Source organism: Mesorhizobium sp. M1169 (assembly GCF_040318345.1).
GTDB lineage: Bacteria > Pseudomonadota > Alphaproteobacteria > Rhizobiales > Rhizobiaceae > Mesorhizobium.
In genome coordinates, this window is the sequence record NZ_JAMYME010000004.1 from 134,716 (window position 1) to 152,051 (window position 17,336).

At 63.3% G+C, this 17,336-nt stretch carries 17 protein-coding genes and 1 tRNA gene; 13 read left to right on the top strand and 5 right to left on the bottom strand.

Annotation, left to right across the window (positions count from 1 at the left end; translation table 11 throughout):
* Nucleotides 1-149 precede the first annotated feature (149 nt).
* Nucleotides 150-1,328, bottom strand: a complete 1,179-nt coding sequence (gene uxuA / locus NKH41_RS05815; RefSeq protein WP_352778425.1) for a mannonate dehydratase — start codon at nucleotides 1,326-1,328, stop codon at nucleotides 150-152.
* Nucleotides 1,325-2,827, bottom strand: a complete 1,503-nt coding sequence (locus NKH41_RS05820; protein ID WP_352767541.1) for a mannitol dehydrogenase family protein — start codon at nucleotides 2,825-2,827, stop codon at nucleotides 1,325-1,327. Before NKH41_RS05820 ends, uxuA begins: the two co-directional genes overlap by 4 nt.
* Nucleotides 2,828-3,002: 175 nt before the next feature.
* Between NKH41_RS05820 and uxaC the strand changes: the two genes are divergently transcribed.
* From uxaC to recQ, 9 genes are all read left to right on the top strand, one after another.
* Nucleotides 3,003-4,412, top strand: a complete 1,410-nt coding sequence (gene uxaC / locus NKH41_RS05825) for a glucuronate isomerase (RefSeq protein ID WP_352767543.1) — start codon at nucleotides 3,003-3,005, stop codon at nucleotides 4,410-4,412.
* 37 nt (nucleotides 4,413-4,449) lie between these two features.
* Nucleotides 4,450-5,427, top strand: coding sequence for a TRAP transporter substrate-binding protein (locus NKH41_RS05830; protein WP_352613284.1), 978 nt, complete (start codon nucleotides 4,450-4,452; stop codon nucleotides 5,425-5,427).
* Nucleotides 5,428-5,530: 103 nt separating this feature from the next.
* The gene (locus NKH41_RS05835) at nucleotides 5,531-6,058 is read left to right on the top strand and encodes a TRAP transporter small permease (protein WP_352767677.1); all 528 of its coding nucleotides are present in this window, start codon (nucleotides 5,531-5,533) and stop codon (nucleotides 6,056-6,058) included.
* 4 nt (nucleotides 6,059-6,062) lie between these two features.
* A complete protein-coding gene (locus NKH41_RS05840; protein ID WP_023678089.1) occupies nucleotides 6,063-7,343 on the top strand; it encodes a TRAP transporter large permease in 1,281 nt (426 codons plus the stop codon).
* A 10-nt stretch (nucleotides 7,344-7,353) separates the two neighbouring features.
* Entirely contained in the window at nucleotides 7,354-8,130 is a 777-nt protein-coding gene (locus NKH41_RS05845) for a FadR/GntR family transcriptional regulator (RefSeq protein ID WP_352618125.1), read from the top strand.
* Between the two features lie 15 nt (nucleotides 8,131-8,145).
* Nucleotides 8,146-9,003 (top strand): 5-dehydro-4-deoxy-D-glucuronate isomerase, encoded by an 858-nt coding sequence (gene kduI / locus NKH41_RS05850; protein ID WP_352767545.1) that lies wholly within the window; start codon nucleotides 8,146-8,148, stop codon nucleotides 9,001-9,003.
* Nucleotides 9,000-9,767: a 2-dehydro-3-deoxy-D-gluconate 5-dehydrogenase KduD gene (gene kduD / locus NKH41_RS05855; protein WP_352767547.1), complete on the top strand. Its 768-nt coding sequence runs from the start codon at nucleotides 9,000-9,002 to the stop codon at nucleotides 9,765-9,767. Before kduI ends, kduD begins: the two co-directional genes overlap by 4 nt.
* Before the next feature lie 24 nt (nucleotides 9,768-9,791).
* The gene (locus tag NKH41_RS05860) at nucleotides 9,792-10,130 is read left to right on the top strand and encodes a cupin domain-containing protein (protein ID WP_352767549.1); all 339 of its coding nucleotides are present in this window, start codon (nucleotides 9,792-9,794) and stop codon (nucleotides 10,128-10,130) included.
* A gap of 363 nt (nucleotides 10,131-10,493) precedes the next feature.
* Nucleotides 10,494-12,329: a DNA helicase RecQ gene (gene recQ, locus NKH41_RS05865; RefSeq protein ID WP_352767551.1), complete on the top strand. Its 1,836-nt coding sequence runs from the start codon at nucleotides 10,494-10,496 to the stop codon at nucleotides 12,327-12,329.
* A 21-nt stretch (nucleotides 12,330-12,350) separates the two neighbouring features.
* On the opposite strand, the gene NKH41_RS05870 is transcribed toward recQ, so the two are convergent.
* Both NKH41_RS05870 and NKH41_RS05875 read right to left on the bottom strand, forming a co-directional pair.
* Nucleotides 12,351-12,605, bottom strand: a complete 255-nt coding sequence (locus NKH41_RS05870; RefSeq protein WP_352500791.1) for a hypothetical protein — start codon at nucleotides 12,603-12,605, stop codon at nucleotides 12,351-12,353.
* 174 nt (nucleotides 12,606-12,779) lie between these two features.
* Nucleotides 12,780-13,697 carry an alpha/beta fold hydrolase gene (locus NKH41_RS05875; RefSeq protein ID WP_352767553.1) on the bottom strand — a complete coding sequence of 306 codons (918 nt, stop codon included), beginning with the start codon at nucleotides 13,695-13,697 and terminating at the stop codon, nucleotides 12,780-12,782.
* A gap of 739 nt (nucleotides 13,698-14,436) precedes the next feature.
* On the opposite strand from NKH41_RS05875, the gene NKH41_RS05880 reads away from it, so the two are divergent.
* Entirely contained in the window at nucleotides 14,437-15,033 is a 597-nt protein-coding gene (locus NKH41_RS05880; protein WP_352767555.1) for a TetR/AcrR family transcriptional regulator, read from the top strand.
* Nucleotides 15,034-15,110: 77 nt separating this feature from the next.
* Nucleotides 15,111-15,686, top strand: coding sequence for a DUF308 domain-containing protein (locus tag NKH41_RS05885; RefSeq protein ID WP_352767557.1), 576 nt, complete (start codon nucleotides 15,111-15,113; stop codon nucleotides 15,684-15,686).
* Between the two features lie 76 nt (nucleotides 15,687-15,762).
* Here the strand turns inward: NKH41_RS05885 and NKH41_RS05890 are convergent.
* Nucleotides 15,763-15,852: transfer RNA gene (locus tag NKH41_RS05890), tRNA-Ser, on the bottom strand.
* A gap of 338 nt (nucleotides 15,853-16,190) precedes the next feature.
* Here NKH41_RS05890 and NKH41_RS05895 point away from each other — a divergent pair.
* Together NKH41_RS05895 and rpmA are read left to right on the top strand one after the other, a co-directional pair.
* Nucleotides 16,191-16,898 (top strand): 50S ribosomal protein L21, encoded by a 708-nt coding sequence (locus NKH41_RS05895; RefSeq protein WP_352450883.1) that lies wholly within the window; start codon nucleotides 16,191-16,193, stop codon nucleotides 16,896-16,898.
* Between the two features lie 98 nt (nucleotides 16,899-16,996).
* On the top strand, nucleotides 16,997-17,266 hold the full coding sequence (rpmA, locus tag NKH41_RS05900) for a 50S ribosomal protein L27 (protein WP_023678077.1): 270 nt from the start codon (nucleotides 16,997-16,999) through the stop codon (nucleotides 17,264-17,266).
* The last annotated feature ends 70 nt before the right edge of the window (nucleotides 17,267-17,336 follow it).

Sequence of the window (17,336 nt, forward strand, 5' to 3'; positions counted from 1 at the left end):
CCCCTTGTGGGAGAAGGTGGATCGGCGCACAGCGCCGAGACGGTTGAGGGGTGTTGGAAGAAACGAGACGTCGGCGTTCCCTGGAACACCCCTCATCCGACCGAGCTTCGCTCGGCCACCTTCTCCCACAAGGGGAGAAGGGGGGCTGGTCACACCGTCAGTGCCTCTACTGCGCGCATGACGCCGCGCAGTTCGGCGAGGCCCTTCAGCCGGCCGATGCAGGAATAGCCGGGGTTCACCTTCTTGCCGATGTCGTCGACGATGGCATGGCCATGGTCCGGACGCATCGGGATCTGCCAGTCCGCCCTGCCTGCCGCCTTGCGCCGCCGCTCTTCGCCAATCAGCGCCGACACGACCGCCACCATGTCGGTGTCGCCGTCGAGGTGCTCGGCTTCGTGGAAGGAGCCGTCTGGCTCCTTGGTGACATTGCGCAGATGGGCGAAATGGATGTTTTCGGCGAAGGCCTCGGCCATCGTCGGCAGATCGTTCTGCGCGCCCGCGCCGTAGGAGCCGGTGCACAGGGTCAGCCCGTTAGCCGGCGAAGCGACCGCGTCGAGCAGCGCGCGGGCATCATTGGCGCTGGAAACGATGCGCGGCAGGCCAAACAACGAAAAGGGCGGATCGTCGGGGTGGATCGCCATCCTGACTCCGGCCTCTCCGGCCACCGGCACGATCTCGCGCAGGAAGGCAAACAGGTTTTCGCGCAGGCCTTCGGTGGAGACGTCCTTGTAGAGGTCGAGGGCGCGGCGGAAGCTTGCCCGATCGAAGATGAATTCGCGCGCCGGGATCCAGCCGATCAGGTTGCGCTCCAGCCTTGCCTTGTCGCTGTCGCTCATCCCTTGCAGTCGCACACGCGCGGCCTCGACACGGGCCGGTGGGTGATCGGCCTCCGCCCCTTCTCGCTCAAGGATGAAGACGTCATAGGCGCAGAGCTCGACGACATCGAAGCGCAGCGCCGTGCCGCCATGCGGCATGGGATAATCAAGGTCGGTGCGCGTCCAATCGGTGATCGCCATGAAATTATAGCAGACGGTATTGATCCCGGCGGCGGCGACGGAGCGGACCGACGCCTTGTAATTGTCGATCAGGGTGCGCCAGTTGCCGCTGCGGGTCTTGATGTCCTCATGGACGACGATGCTCTCGACCACATCCCAGGTCAGGCCTGCTGCCTCGATGTCGGCCTTGCGCCTGGCGATCTCGTCCGCCGGCCAGGCGCGGCCGTCATTGAGGTGATGCAGCGCGCTGACGATGCCGACGGCGCCGGCTTGACGGACATGGGCAAGCGTCACCGGATCGTCCGGCCCGAACCAGCGCCAGGTTTGTCTCATGGCTTCTCACTCCCTATGCCAAGCGCCGCGAAGGCAGCGGCAGGTCCGCCCCGCCGCAGGCGCTCGAGATGGGCTGCCGTCAGATCGATCAGTGTCATGCGGTGGGCATGGTCCTTGGCGAAGCCGGCGAGATCGAATATCGCTGTCACCGTTTCATCAGCCGGCCGGCTGCCGAGCGCCATAAGCCGAGTGTCGATCGGGTCGGTAAAATGGGCTTCCGGCAAAGTTTTGCCGCGCGCCTCGCAAGCGGCGATCCAGGCCGCCACCACCAGCATGAGATACGCGGGCGGGTCACCGGCACCCAGCCGATCGAGGGCCGAGGCGACGATGCGCTGCGGCAGCTTCTGGCTGCCGTCATTGGCGATCTGCGCGGTGCGATGGGCGAGCGCGGTGTTCGAGTAGCGTTCGGCGAGCTGGGCCGTGTAGCTGGCCGTATCGAGCCCGGCGTCCTGCGGCAGCGTCGGGACGGCCTCGGCCCATAGTCCATCGACGAATTGCCGGATTGCCGGATCGGCAAAGGCGCGATCGACCGTGTCGTAGCCGCTGAGCAGGCCAAGATAAGCGATTGCCGAATGCGAGCCGTTGAGCAGCCGCAGCTTCATGTCCTCGAAGGGCCCGACGTCGCCGACCATGGTGACGCCGAACTTTTCCCAGGCCGGCCTGCCTGCCGGGAAATCATCCTCGACCACCCATTGGCAGAACGGCTCGGTCATCACCGGCCAGGCATCCTCGACGCCGAGCTCGACGGCGATACGCGCCCGGTCGGCATCGGTGGTCGCCGGCACGATGCGGTCGACCATGCTCGACGGGAAGGCGACGCCGTCGGCGATGTGTGCGGCGAGCCTGGCATCGCCCGAAGTGGCGAGCCTGGCATCGCGCAGTGCGGCGAATTCGACAAGCAGGCGGTGCAGCGTGGCACCATTGGCCGGAAGGTTGTCGCAGCAGAGCACGGTGAAAGGCTGGATGCCGGCGGCACGGCGGCGCGACAGCGCCTCGGTCAGGAAACCATGCGCCGTCCGTGGCATTTGCGGCTTGGCCAGATCATGGACGATGTCGGGGTGGGTATTGTCGAGGCCGCCGCCGGCTGCCCTCAAATAGGCCTTTTCGGTGATCGTCAGCGTGACGATGCGGGTGCGCGGATCGGTCAGGGCGGCGAGCACCGCAGCCGGATCTTCCGGCGCCACCAGCAGCGACAGGATCGAGCCGACGACGCGCAGCTCTTCGCCGACGCTGCTCCTGATCGCCAGCGTATAGAGGCCATCCTGCGGCGCCAGTGCGTCGCGCGTGTCAGGACTGCGCAAGGACACGCCGACAATGCCCCAGTCCGCCTCGCCCGCCGCCAGGCAGTCGTCGACATAGGCCGCCTGGTGGGCGCGATGGAAGGCACCGACGCCGAGATGGACGATGCCCGGTGCGACGCCGCCGCGGGCGTAGCGCGGGACCGCGACCGAAGCCGGCAGTGCCTTCAGCGTGCTGTTGGAAAGGCGTCTACTGATCATTGCGCCACGTGTCTGATCGAGATTGTTGGGTCACTGCTGGCAGGCGGCGTAACACCCGATGCCGTCACGCACAATGGGCAATGGCCGACGAAAAGTCATCATACAACAACCCAGTTTTTGTATGTTGACATTATTTCTTTGCGACCCTACCGATGTCCGGATTGGGAGGATTCACGTGGCCGCATTGACGGATCCGGACTTGCTGTTTGCCGCCGAGGCGCGCCCGCGTTCGCTGGCCCGCGATCTCTATGCAGCGGTCAAAGACCTGCCGATCGTCAGCCCGCACGGCCACACCGATCCGCGCTGGTATGCGCTCAACGAGGCGTTTCCCGATCCGGCGCAGTTGCTGATCGTGCCGGACCACTACATTTTCCGCATGCTGTTCAGCCAGGGCGTTCGGCTTGAGGAGCTTGGGGTGCCGACGCTTGACGGCTCGCCGGTAGAAACCGACGGCAGAACGATCTGGCGGCGCTTCGCCGAGCATTATTACCTGTTCCGCGGCACGCCGACCCGGCTGTGGTTCGACCATGTGCTTGCCCATCTGTTCGGCATCGACGAGCCGCTGACGGCCGCAACCGCCGACCGCCATTACGATATGATCTCGACCTTGCTGCAGTGGGAGAATTTTCGCCCGCGAGCGCTGTTCGAGCGCTTCAATATTGAAGTCATCGCAACGACCGAAGGCGCGCTCGACGATCTCCGATGGCACCAGATGATCCGCGACAGCGGCTGGGAGGGCCGCGTCGTCACCGCCTATCGGCCGGATGCGATCGTCGATCCCGACTTCGAAGGCTTCTCGGCCAATCTCGACCGGCTTGGCGAGATCACCGGCTGCGACACCGGCAATTGGGCCGGCTATCTCGATGCGCATCGCCAGCGGCGCGCCTTCTTCAAGAGCTTTGGCGCGACTTCCTCCGATCACGGCCATCCGACGGCCGAAACCGCCAATCTCTCAGATGCCGCCGCGCAGGAGCTGTTCAACCGCATCCGCCGGGGCTCGAACGACGAGCGCGAGCGAAAGCTGTTCCGCGCCCAGATGCTGACCGAGATGGCCAAGATGAGCCGCGACGACGGGCTGGTCCTGCAGATCCATCCCGGCTCCTGGCGCAATCATTCGCCGGCTGTCTTTCACAAGTTCGGCAGGGACAAAGGCTTCGATATCCCGACCCGAACCGACTATGTGACGGCGCTGAAGCCGCTGCTCGACTGCGTCGGGCTGGAGCGCGACCTCACCGTCATCCTCTTCACGCTCGACGAGACCAGCTATGCGCGCGAGCTGGCGCCGCTCGCCGGCGTCTACCCGGCATTGAAGCTCGGGCCGGCCTGGTGGTTCCACGACAGCCCCGAAGGCATGCGCCGGTTCCGCGAGATGACCACCGAAACGGCCGGTTTCTACAACACCGTCGGTTTCAACGACGACACCCGCGCCTTTCCATCCATACCGGCCCGCCATGATGTGGCGCGCCGGGTCGATTGCGCTTTTCTGGCGCGTCTCGTCGCCGAGCATCGGCTCGGCGAAGACGAGGCGCATGAGCTGGCGCAGGAACTTGCCTATACGCTCGCGAAAAAGGCGTACCGGCTCTAACGGCGCTTGCCGCCATCGTTCAAACGGGAGGAAACCAATGCTGCATTTTTCAAGACTGGCGGGAGCTACGCTACTTGCCGCCGCACTGCTGGCCGGATCGGCAAGCGCCCAGACGGTCCTGCGCTCGTCCGACACGCACCCGGACGGCTATCCGACGGTCGAGGCGGTCAAATATTTCGGCAAGCTGGTGAAGGAGCGCACGGCCGGCCGCTATGTGGTCGAGATCTATCCTTCCGCGCAACTTGGCGAGGAAAAGGACACGATCGAGCAGGTGCGCACCGGCGTGATCGATCTCAACCGCGTCTCGATGGCGCCGTTCAACGGGCTCATCCCCGAGACCACCGTGCCCTCGCTGCCCTACATCTTCCGTTCGGAAGAGCATATGCACAAGGTCATGGACGGGGCGATCGGCGACCAGATCGCGGCGGCGTTCGACCAAGTCGGGCTGGTGTTGCTCGCCTTTTACGACGGCGGCTCGCGCTCCTTCTATAATTCGAAGAAGCCGATCAACACCGTAGCCGACATGGCCGGGATGAAGTTCCGCGTCATCCAGTCCGACATCTTCGTCGACATGGTGGCGGCACTCGGCGCCAACGCGACGCCGATGCCGTATGGCGAGGTGTATTCGGCGATCGAGACCGGAGTCATCGACGGCGCGGAGAACAATTTTCCGAGCTACGACACCGCCAAGCATGCGGAAGTCGCCAAGTACTATTCGCTTGACGAGCACACGATGGTGCCGGAAGCCTTCGTCATGGCGAAGTCGAGCTGGGACAAGCTGACGCCGGAAGACCAGGCGATCTTCAAGGCGGCCGCCAAGGAAAGCGTCGCCAAGCAGCGCGAGCTGTGGACCGCCAAGGTCAAGGAATCGCGCGCCAAGGTCGAGGCGGCCGGTTCGCAGATCACGACGCCGGACAAGCAGCCCTTCATCGACGCGATGGGGCCGGTCTACGAGAAGCACGTCAAGGACGACAAGCTGAAGGCCATGGTCGAAGCCATCAAGGCCGTGCAGTGATCAAGCGGCGGCGCGGACATTCCGTGCCGCCATCCTCCTGGGGAGAAAACCGGTGACTTCCAGCCCAAGACCAACACCGCTCCTGTCCGGCGTCGCGCAAGTGATGTCGCGCGTCAGCACGGCGGCGCTGTCGATCGCCGGCATCGGGCTGGTGCTGATGACCGCCTTCGTCGCCTGGCAGGTATTCGGCCGTTATGTTCTGAACCGTTCGCCGAGCTGGACCGAGCCGGGCTCGGTGATGCTGATGAGCTGGTTCATTTTCCTCGGCGCTGCCGTCGGCGTGCGCGAGAACTATCACCTCGGCTTTGACGTCCTGCTCTACGTGCTGCCGAAAGGCGGCAAGCGCTGGCTGCGGATGATTTCGGACCTCGTCGCGCTCGCCTTCGGCATCGGCATGATCTGGTACGGCAGTCAGCTGGTCGCATTGACCTGGGGCTCTGTCTTGCCGTCGCTCGGCATATCGGGGGGTTGGGACTACGTCCCGCTTGTCGCGGGAGGCGCGCTCATCGTGCTCTTCACGCTGGAGCGCATTGTGCTTCGCCTCTCCGGCGCGCCGATCGACAATGCCCTCGATGAACTGCCGCCGGCCGAAGTCGCGGCCGAACTCGACACCGCCAACGTGAAGGTCTGACGCCATGGAACTGTGGATTCTCTTCGGCGTCTTCACCCTGCTGATGCTTATCGGCACGCCGATCGCTTTCTGCCTCGGCGTCGCAAGCCTCGCCACCGTCCTCTATATGGGCCTGCCGCCGCTGATCGTGTTCCAGCGCCTGAATTCCGGCATGAGCGTCTTTTCACTGCTGGCCATTCCGTTTTTCATCTACGCCGGCGACTTGATGGTGCGCGGCGGCATCGCCAGCAAGATCGTTGCCTTCGCCGGCTCGCTCGTCGGCCATTTGCGCGGCGGCCTCGGGCAGGTCAACATTGCAACCGCTACACTGTTCGGCGGCATTTCCGGCTCAGCGGTGGCGGAGGCAGCGGCGGTAGGCGGCCTGATGATCCCGCAGATGAAGGCGCGTGGATATGGAGCGGACTACGCCGTCAACGTCACGTCGATGGCGGCACTGATCGCGCTGCTGCTGCCGCCGTCGCACAACATGATCATCTACTCGATCTCGGCAGGCGGAAAGATCTCCATCGCCGATCTGTTCACGGCCGGTATCATCCCGGGCCTGCTACTGGCCCTGTCGCTGATGGTCACCGCCTATATCGTGGCGCGCTCCCGCGGCTATCCGACCGAGGCGTTTCCGGGCTTCACCGCGGTCGCGCATCTTTTCGCCGTCGCCGTGCCCGGCCTGCTGCTGATCGCGATCATCTTCGGCGGCGTGCGATCGGGCGTCTTCACCGCCACCGAGAGTTCCTGTATCGCCGTCATCTATGCGCTGCTCGTGACCGTCTTCGTTTACCGGCAGATGACCTGGGAAGGGTTCGTTCATGCCACCCATGGCGCCGTGCGCACCACGGCCATGGTGCTGCTCATCATCGGCATGGCGGCGGCGTTCTCGTGGCTGATGGCCTTCCTGAAAGTGCCGGCAGCGCTCATCGCCTCCATGAACGCGATCTCGGACGATCCGCTGGTCGTGCTTCTCCTGCTCAACCTCTTGATGCTGTTCCTCGGCACGTTCATGGACATGGGGCCGACGATCATCATTTGCACGCCGATCTTCCTGCCCGTGGCGCAGGCCTACGGCGTCGATCCGGTGCATTTCGGCGTCATCATGATCCTCAATTTCGGCATTGGGCTGAACACGCCGCCGGTGGGCGCAGTGCAGTTCGTGGCATGCGCAGTGGGCAAGATATCCGTCTGGGAATCGATGCGCTCGATCTGGCCGTTCTATGGCGCAGGCCTCGTGGTGCTGGCGCTCGTCACTTACATTCCGGCCATTTCGCTATGGCTGCCGAGCGTCTTCAAATAGGGGGTGCGACATGGCCTCGGACACTGCCGTCGGGCTCCGCGTCGAACGAAGACCGAAGCTTTCGGAAACCGTCGTCGCGGCGATCCGCAAGCAGCTGCAGGCGGGCGAGATCCAGCCTGGGCAAAAGCTGCCGACCGAGGGCCAACTGACGGAAACCTTCGGGGTCAGCCGCACCGTGATACGCGAGGCGCTGGCCAAGCTTGCCGCGGACGGCCTGGTCGAGCCGCGCCAAGGCGCCGGCGTTTTCGTCACCGAACATATCTCGACAGCGTTCGGTGCTCTGGCAGCGGAGATGGGCAGCAAGGATTCGATTGCCCTCAACGTGCTCGAAGTCAGGTTGGCGATCGAGATCGAATCCGCCGGGCTCGCCGCCATCCGGCGCAACGCCGCGCAGGAAGCGGCAATCCAGGAAGCCTTCTTCGAGTTCGAACGGCTGCTCCTCAACAGCGAGCCGACTGGACCGGCCGACCTTGCCTTCCACCGCGCAATCGCCAGCGCCACCAACAATCCGTTCTATGTCGAGATGCTCGACGTGCTCGGCCGGCGCGCCATTCCTTGCGACGTGACCTCGCCCTGGTCGACGGAGTTCGCACAGTCCGACGCCTACCAGCGCGGCCTGCAGCGCGAACACCTGATGATCCTCAACGCCATCTCGGCAGGCGATGCCGAAGCGGCGCGGGAGGCGATGCGCGCGCATCTCGGTGCCAGCCAGCAGCGCTATCGCGAGCGCCTGCACGCGCGCCAGATTTTTTATGCCGACTCGGTCAAGGCCGCGGCAACCGAATGAGCAATTGAGGCAGCAATGATTCAATCTGATGATCACACGGATTTCACCTCCCGCTTCGCCATCGACCCTGTTTCTGCCGCGGCGATGGGCACGGACGAGCTCCGTCACAATTTTCTCATCGAAGGCCTGTTCCGGCCCGGCAGCATCAGCCTGACCTACACCCATTACGACCGCATGATCATCGGCGGCGCCATGCCCGCCGGCGCACCGCTGCCGCTGCAGGCGATCAAGCCGACCGGGACCAAGAATTTTCTCGACCGCCGTGAGATGATCATCGTCAACATCGCCGGTGCAGGCGTCGTCAAAGCCGGCGGCCAATCCTACGAGCTGCAGGGGCGCGACATGCTCTATCTCGGCATGGGCACCGATGAGGTGTCGTTCGCTGCGACCAATCCGGCTGAGCCGGCTAAGTTCTACCTGCTCAGCGCGCCGGCGCATCAGAGCCATCTCAACCGGCTGATCCGCATCGGCGATGCCAAGCGGCTCGATCTCGGCAGCCAGGCAACCTCCAACGAGCGCTCGATCTTCCAGTTCATCCATGCCGATGGCGTAAAGACCTGTCAGCTTGTCGTCGGCATGACGCAGCTTGCCCCCGGTTCCGTCTGGAACACCATGCCATGCCATGTGCATGACCGGCGCATGGAGGCCTATCTCTATTTCGATCTGCCGGAGGCGGCGCGGGTGTTCCATTTCATGGGCGAGCCGGACGAAACGCGCCATCTCGTCATGCGCAACGAGGAGGCGGTGCTGTCGCCGGGATGGTCGATCCATTCGGGCGCCGGCACCTCGAACTACGCCTTCATCTGGGCGATGGCCGGCGATAATGTCGACTATACCGATGTCGACCTGGTGGCGATGGAGGAGCTCAAGTGAGCGAGCTCTCGGCCTTCAGCCTTGCCGGCAAGCGCATCCTCGTCACCGGCGCCAATACCGGCATCGGCCAGGGCATCGCCGTGTCGATCGCGCGCGCCGGCGGCGCGGTGGTCGGCGTCGGCCGGTCGGCGATGGACGAGACGGCGGAGAAGATTGCGGCTGTCGGCGGCCGCTTCGAGGCGGTCCGCTGCGATCTTGGTGATGATGCAGCTGCCCAGGCGATGCTTGACCGCGTCTGGGACGGCACCGGACCGCTCGATGGCTTGGTCAACAATGCGGGCATCATCCGGCGTGCCGATGCGGTCGACCTGACCGAAGCCGACTGGGATGACGTCCTGGGCGTCAATCTGAAGACGGTGTTCTTCCTCAGCCAGAGTTTTGCCAGGCGCGTGCTTGCCGAATCTGGACGGCGTGGCAAGATCGTCAACATCGCTTCGGTGCTGAGCTTTCAGGGCGGCATCCGTGTCGCCTCCTACACAGCCTCCAAACACGGCGTGCTCGGCATCACCCGCCTGCTGGCATGTGAATGGGCGGCAAAGGGCATCAACGTCAACGGCATTGCGCCGGGCTATATCGAGACCAACAACACCGAGGCGCTGCGCACCGATCCCGACCGCAGCGCTTCGATCCTGGCGCGCATTCCGGCCGGCCGCTGGGGCGCGCCGGAAGACATCGGCGACGCAGCCGTCTTCCTGCTGGCGCCAGCGTCCAACTACATGCACGGCGCGGTGGTGCCGGTGGACGGCGGCTGGCTGGCACGATGAACAACAAAAGGTGAGAGTTTGGCGATGACCGGAACCAAAATCTTCTCGCATGCCGGCGAGGCTGCGTGGACGCCGACGCCGGATGGCAACCGCAGGCGCGTGCTCCTGCACACGGACGAACTGATGATGGTCGAGTTCCGTTTCGACAAGGGCGGCGTCGGCGCGCTGCACTCGCACCCGCATGTCCAGGCAAGCTACGTCGCCGAAGGCCGCTTCGAAGTCACCATCGACGGCAGGACCGAAATCCTGGAGACGGGAAGCAGTTTCATCGTTCCGTCCAATCTGGTCCATGGTGTCAGGGCGCTGGAGGCGGGACGACTGGTCGACAGCTTCACGCCGCACCGCGCCGATTTCCTCGACTGAGCTGCGGGCCCGAAGTTCAGGCAGCCGGCTCTCGGAACGAAAAAACCCGCGCCTCCGGAGAGACGCGGGCGTGTTGCCTGGGCGCTTGTGGCGCCGCGGTACTCAAAACATCACCGCAGAACCTGAACCTGCCGAATGATGGTGAAGATAGGATTAACCGCTCCGAGGCGTTGCGATATTCACAGCCAAAGCGAATAGGGGCTGGAACGACGGTCCGATATCGGCCAATGAGAGAAAAGTTCGCCTCAGGCGGTGCCCCGGACAGGACCAGAGGGGTCGATAAATGTTCGAATCTGCTGTCCAGGCAATCACCTGGCGATTCGCCGGGGAATTTCGGCAGGTCGTATCCCCGAAAGTTCTGTAATGCAGGCAGCAGCGAGCGTCCCGACAGAGGATTCCAAGCGGCGCGTCCTCAGGGATGTATTCGGCTTCGATGATTTTCGTCTCGGCCAGGCGGCCGTGATGGAGGCGCTGCTGGCCGGGCATCATGTGCTGGCCGTCATGCCGACCGGCGCCGGCAAATCGCTCTGCTACCAGGTCCCGGCGCTGGTACTGGGCGGGCTCACCATTGTCGTTTCGCCGCTGGTGGCCCTGATGCAGGATCAGGTCGCCGCATTGCGCCTTGCCGGCGTGGCGGCTGATACGATCAATTCCTCGCTCGACCGCGATGCCAATGTCGCTGCATGGCGCCGTGTCGCGGCAGGCCAGACGCGCCTGCTCTATCTTGCACCGGAGCGGCTGATGACCGTGCGAATGCTCGAGGCGTTGACCAAGCTCGATGTCCGGCTGATCGCCATCGACGAGGCACATTGCATCTCGCAATGGGGACCGGCGTTCCGGCGCGAATACGAAGAATTGTCGAGACTACGTGATATCTTCCCGAAAGTGCCGATTATTGCGCTGACGGCGACGGCGGACGAGACGACGCGTACCGACATTGCCGCGCAGCTGTTCGACGGGCGCGTCGATACGGTGGTGCTCGGCTTCGACCGGCCGAATATCAAGCTAGGCATTGAGCCCAAGCATGACAGCAAACGCCAATTGCTAAACTTCGTGCAGCGCCATGCCGGCCGCAGCGGGATCGTCTATTGCCTGTCACGCAAAAAGACCGAAGAGGTGGCGGCGTTCCTCGAGCGGAACGGCGTACGCGCGCTCGCCTATCATGCCGGCATGAGCAAGGACACGCGTGAAGCGAATCAAAATGCCTTCATGACCTTGTCCGGCGTGGTGATGGTGGCGACCATCGCCTTCGGCATGGGGATCGACAAGCCGGACGTCGCCTATGTCTTCCATACCGACCTGCCGGGCAGCTTGGAGGCCTATTACCAGGAAATCGGGCGCGCGGGCCGCGACGGGCGGGCGGCCGAGGCACATATGCTGTTCGGTCTCGGCGATATACGCATGCGCCGGCTTTTCATCGAAGACGAGGACGCGCCGGCCGAGCACAAAAGGCGCGCGCATGGCCGACTCGATACGCTGATCGGTTATTGCGAGACGACGCAGTGCCGGCGCCAGATCCTGCTTGGCTATTTCGGCGAAAGTGCTTCGCCTTGCGGCAATTGCGACAACTGCCTCGACCAGGCGCCGCATGCGGATGGTGAGGCGGAGGCACGGCTCATCCTGGCGGCGATCGCACAGACCGGCGAGCGCTTCGGCGCCGCCCATGTCGTCGATGTCCTGCTCGGCCATGAGACCGAGAAGGTCCTGGACAGGAACCACCACAGGCTTGCCAGCTTCGGCACCGGTGTGGCGCATAAAAGGAGTTTCTTGCTGTCGCTGCTCCGCCAGCTCGTCGCGGGAGGGTTCCTGATTTTGGACCCAGCCGGCCATGGCGGCCTCGCCATTGCCGAGAATGGCCGTGCGCTGGCCCGGGGCGAGGCCTCGTTCCGGTATCGCGTGGACGCGCGCCAGTCATCGCGAGGCAAGATACGTCCTGAGGATACCGCAGCAGGCACGGAAGGTCTGGATTCGGCGCTGCTGGCCGCGCTCAAGGCTGTGCGGCTGCGTCTTGCCCGGGAACGCCAGGTGCCGGCCTTCGTGATCTTTTCGGATCGTACGCTGATCGATATGGCCGAACGCTGCCCGCGTGATCTGGACGCCTTCGCCGCGGTCAACGGCGTCGGCGCCGCCAAGCTCAAGGATTTCGGCGAGATATTCCTCGGCGCGATCGCTGCGCATCAATCCGGTGTGGCGGGCTGAAGACCCACTTCAGTGACGCAATCAGCACCGGCTTCGTCTCGCCGCGGCAATCGCAGCCTCCTGCTGCCGCAAGCGCTCGATCTTCGCACTCTGGCGGGCAGCCACGGTCGAGGCGACACGCTGCCCTCCCAACAGCCAGCCCGGAATGTTGGTGTGGACGACTTTGCCACGAGCGATGGCTGTCGCCGACATTTCGTCGGCGACAGCGCCCATCGCCACGTTGAGCTCGACGCAACTCATCTTGTCGTATTTCGCAGCATCAAAGGATGCCGGCAAAGGCGATGCGCAACTTCCGACAAACATGAGGCTGCATATCAGAGGCGTGGCCGTGGAGATCGCCTTCATTCCCTTATCAAGCACGTTGATGCCGGACGGGCGGATTTTCGGAGGGTTCTCGATCTCAGGCCGCGAAGCGCTCCCGAGGTTCCGCGTAACTGAAGCATGTGACCTCTACAATACTCTGTGCTGACCGACCTGTTTGTCGTCAAAGAATTCCGAGAGAGCCGCTGCCGTCTTGTCGGGGTGCTCTTCCGGGAAAAAGTGCCCGCCTTGGACAGCGCGTCCTGCCACTCTGTCGGCCCATTTCCTCCAGATGGCCAGCGGCCCGCCTTCTTGCGCATACCAGTTCTCCAGGGCGCCTTCGCCACTCCATAGCGCCAGTAGCGGACTGTCGATGCGACGACCGTTTGCGCGGTCCAACGCGTCATGTTCACGATCGATCGTCGCAGCGGCGCGATACTCTTCGCAGATGGCATGAATATGCGCGGGATCGCGAAGCGCATCAACATAGGCGTTCCTGACCTCTTTGGAGACCATTTTCGCCGACGATCCCCACTGCGTAATTGCATCGTCGACGACAGCATCGGGAGCCGCGCCGATCAGACGCTCCGGCAGGGGCTCCGGCTGGGCAAGAAGGCTCCAGGGCCAGAAGCCGAGCGCCAGTCTGGCATCCGCCCGATCCCACGTTGCGGCGGTTGGGATGATGTCGAGGACGGCGATTTTGAGCACGTTGTCGGGATGGTCCAGCGCCAGGCGATAGGCAACCCGCCCGCCACGATCATGCCCGGCAACCATGAACCGCTCAAACCCTAGTTGCTTCATGGCTTGAACCATGTCGCCGGCCATGGCGCGCTTGGCGTATGGGCTATGATCGGCAGAGGAAACCGGACATCCGCTTTGGCCATAGCCTCGAAGGTCGGCGGCGACGACCGTGAAGCGGGGCGCCAAGGCTGCGGCGATATCCCTCCACATCAGATGCGTTTCTGGAAAACCGTGAAGAAGCAGCAGCGGCGGACCGGTGCCTCCGACCCTTGCGAAAATCGTCGTATCGTCCAGTCGTAGGCTGGTGGCTCTGAAACCTGCAAACACTGTCAGCCTCCTCCGCGCCCTTAGGAAAGCTCCCTAAGGGCGCTAACGGCCGCCTGGGGCGTAAACCCCGGCCGCGATGGCCGGGGTTCAAGCCGGCCAGTTGCTAGAATCGAAACCAGACCCAGACGCGCCTGCGGAAGCACCGCCTGCGCCGATAGCCGTTTCGCCAGTAAACGCGACAGACCCTTCTCCAGGCGCGCCGGCGGCGCCGGCGCGGCATGTGCCACCGGCGATGATAGACTGGTTGCAACTCTGCTTGAGTTTCGTCGTCGTCGAAGGTCTCGACATCCGGCGCCTCGAGTTCATCGAGAATGCCCCTTCTGGCAGTTGGAACGCCGGCCACCGCATTGATTGGCCGAACCGTGCTTGCAAGGGCCGCGGCCCCGGCAATGCCAAACATTCCTGTCAAAAATAGTCGCCGATCCATGGAAACCTCCCAGTCTTCAACCAGCGATAGAACAAGCTGACGATGGGGAAATAGCGCAGTCGGTGCAAACGCCTAGTGCCGCACGGCGACTAGCGGTGGTCCGGTCGGCCGGAGGGTGTTACCTCGTCCTCTAAGTGGGATGGCTACCTCGATCGACAAACACCCGGAGCTTTTTGAATTGGAGGGCCGTGAACGACGAAGATGGGACCTACGTCTACGCCATAGCTACCTAATTCCACGCTACTGCTCTCTGTTTGTCGCTCGCGTTGCAATAAGGCTTGACTGCCATCCTACCAGAAGGTAGGTAAAACCATGAGCAACTTGTCTACCACCTCTGATGACATCCTGGCTTGTGCACGTTCGCTGATCGTCGCTGGCGGCTACAACGGTTTCAGTTATGCCGACATTGCTGATGTGGTCGGGATCCGTAAAGCGAGCATCCATCACCATTTCCCAAGCAAGGTCGATCTGGTTCGAACGCTGGTTGCGCGGTATCGCGAAGAAACTGAAGCGGGGATGGCAAATGTCGAACTTCACGAATCCGATCCGCTCGAACAGTTGCGGATCTATGCCGGGTATTGGGAAGCCTGCATCGCGAACGCCAGCGCCCCGTTTTGTATCTGCGCGCTGTTGGCAAGCGAGCTCCCCGTGCTGCCCGAGGAAGTTAGCCTTGAGGTCCGGGCGCATTTCCGCTCGCTGTCGGCTTGGCTGACATCGGTGATGGAGCGCGGTGCGCGGCACGGCCAATTTCGACTGATGAGTACCCCTCGTGCCGAGGCTGAAGCGTTCATGGCGACCGTTCACGGCGCGATGCTTTCAGCACGGGCCTATGGCGATCCGAAGGCATTCGCCGTCGTGACGGGCCCGCTCCTGGAGCGGCTCCGCGCTTCCCCCCGGATGCGGGCCTAGATCTCAACTAACCATAATAGCAATCACTCTGCGACGTTCGTCGAGAGTCCCTACCTACTAGTCGAAAGGACAATCCAATGACGGTTCACAGTGGCGATCTTTCCCGCGCCAGCCAGGAACAATGGCTCAAGCTTTATTTCTTCGCTCGGACGGCGTTCTCGGCTGTCTGGGTGGCGGCTGCCTTTACGGTGGGACAGCATTCCGGGGTGGTCGCGGCGGTTTTGCTCGTGGCTTATCCTGCATGGGATGCCCTGGCCAATTTTGTCGACGCATCGCGCAGCGGAGGATTGGGACAGAATCGCACCCAGACCATCAACGTCGTGGTCAGTGTAGCGACAACGCTCGCGGTCGTTGTTGCGCAGAAGATGAGCATGAACCGGGTGCTGGGCGTGTTCGGCCTATGGGCGATCCTGTCCGGCCTGCTTCAACTCGGCACCGCTGTCCGCCGTTGGAAGAGCTCTGGTGCGCAGTGGGCGATGGTCCTGAGCGGAGGGCAATCAGCACTGGCAGGCACGTTTTTCATCGCGCAGGCGCGGATGCCGATGCCGCCATCCATCACCAACGTGGCCGGCTATGCCGCAGTAGGCGCCCTCTACTTCCTGGTTTCGGCGGTGTGGCTGAGCGTGAGCCAATTGCGGCGGAAGGCTGCATAGGCCCGCGATCTTAAGCCATTGCCGGCGCGATGAGAGATGCTGTTACCTATGGGTCCGGAATGGACACATTCCGAAGTGGCGGAGAGGGAGGGATTCGAACCCCCGATGGGCTTGCACCCATGCCGCATTTCGAGTGCGGTGCATTCGACCACTCTGCCACCTCTCCGCGGTCATGGTCCGCCGTTGCCGGCGCGGCGCACTAGATAACGGCTGGACAGGCAGGTTACAAGGGCCAATCTGCCCCGGCACCGCAGCTTCTGTCCGTGCTTCCTTCGAGGCTCCGGTGGCCGTTGCTCGATATTTGCAAGGTCTGGGCTTAACCCATTCGCAGCTTGCCCGCGGCGCTTGCCTTGACTCAAGCCGAACCTTCGGTTAGGGACAGCGCGCAATCGGCGTGGAGGGGTCTTCCGCGCCGCTTGTTTTTTGAACCCGCAGACTGACAAAAAGACGGCCGAACCGCCTGAAGCGGTTCATCAAGGCCGACCGAACAGCGAAAGGCAAAAAATGTTCGCAGTCATCAAAACGGGCGGCAAGCAGTATCGCGTTGCCGCCAACGATCTCCTGAAGATCGAAAAACTCGAAGCCAATGTCGGCGACATCGTCGAGATCGGTAATGTGCTCGCGCATGGCGAAGGCGAAAACGTCACGTTCGGTGCGCCGTTCGTGGATGGTGCGATGGTCACCGCCGAAGTCGTCGAGCAAGGCAAGAACCGCACCGTCATCGCCTTCAAGAAGCGCCGTCGGCAGAATTCGCGCCGCAAGATCGGCCATCGCCAGCTTTTGACCACCGTCAGGATCGCCGAAATCCTGCTGGGTGGCGCCAAGCCGGCGAAGAAGGCCGCCGCCAAGACCGAAGCCAAGGCCGAGGTCGCCGCCAAGACCGAGGCGAAGGCTGAAGCCGCGCCGAAGGCAGCAGCGAAGGCAGAGGCTGCGCCGAAGAAGGAAGCCAAAGCCGAGACGACCGAGGACAAGGCTGCCGAAGCCGCCGCGCCGTTGTTCAAGGCGCCGAAAGGCGAGCCGGACGACCTGACCGTGATCAAGGGCATCGGCCCGGTCGCCGCCGGCCAGCTCAACGAACAGGGCATCACCACCTTTGCCCAGATCGCCAAGCTGTCCGACAAGGACGTCGCCAAGATCGACGAGCACATGCCGTTCAGCGCCGACCAGATCAAGGACTGGCGCGAGCAGGCCAAGGAATTGGCGAAGAAGTAGAACGAACCGGCGCAATCGTCGCCGGATCGGACTTGAAACGGAACGCGAACGCGTTCATAAGATCGTTTAGGCGCCTCGCGGCGCATCGGAGTAGTTAGATGGCACACAAGAAAGCTGGCGGATCGTCGCGCAATGGTCGCGACTCCCATTCCAAGCGGCTCGGCGTGAAGAAGTTCGGCGGCGAAGCCGTGATTCCGGGCAACATCATCATTCGTCAGCGTGGCACGACGTGGCATCCCGGCACCAATGTCGGCATTGGCACGGACCACACGCTGTTTGCGCTCGAAGCTGGCGCAGTCACCTTCAACAAAAAAGCCAATGGCCGAACCTACGTATCGGTGAACCCGATGACGAAGGCAGCGGAGTAGCCGGTTCCGCACGAGAACACCGGCACCCATCTCGGGAACCGGTGTCTGGCCAAGCCAGGAAATGGATCAG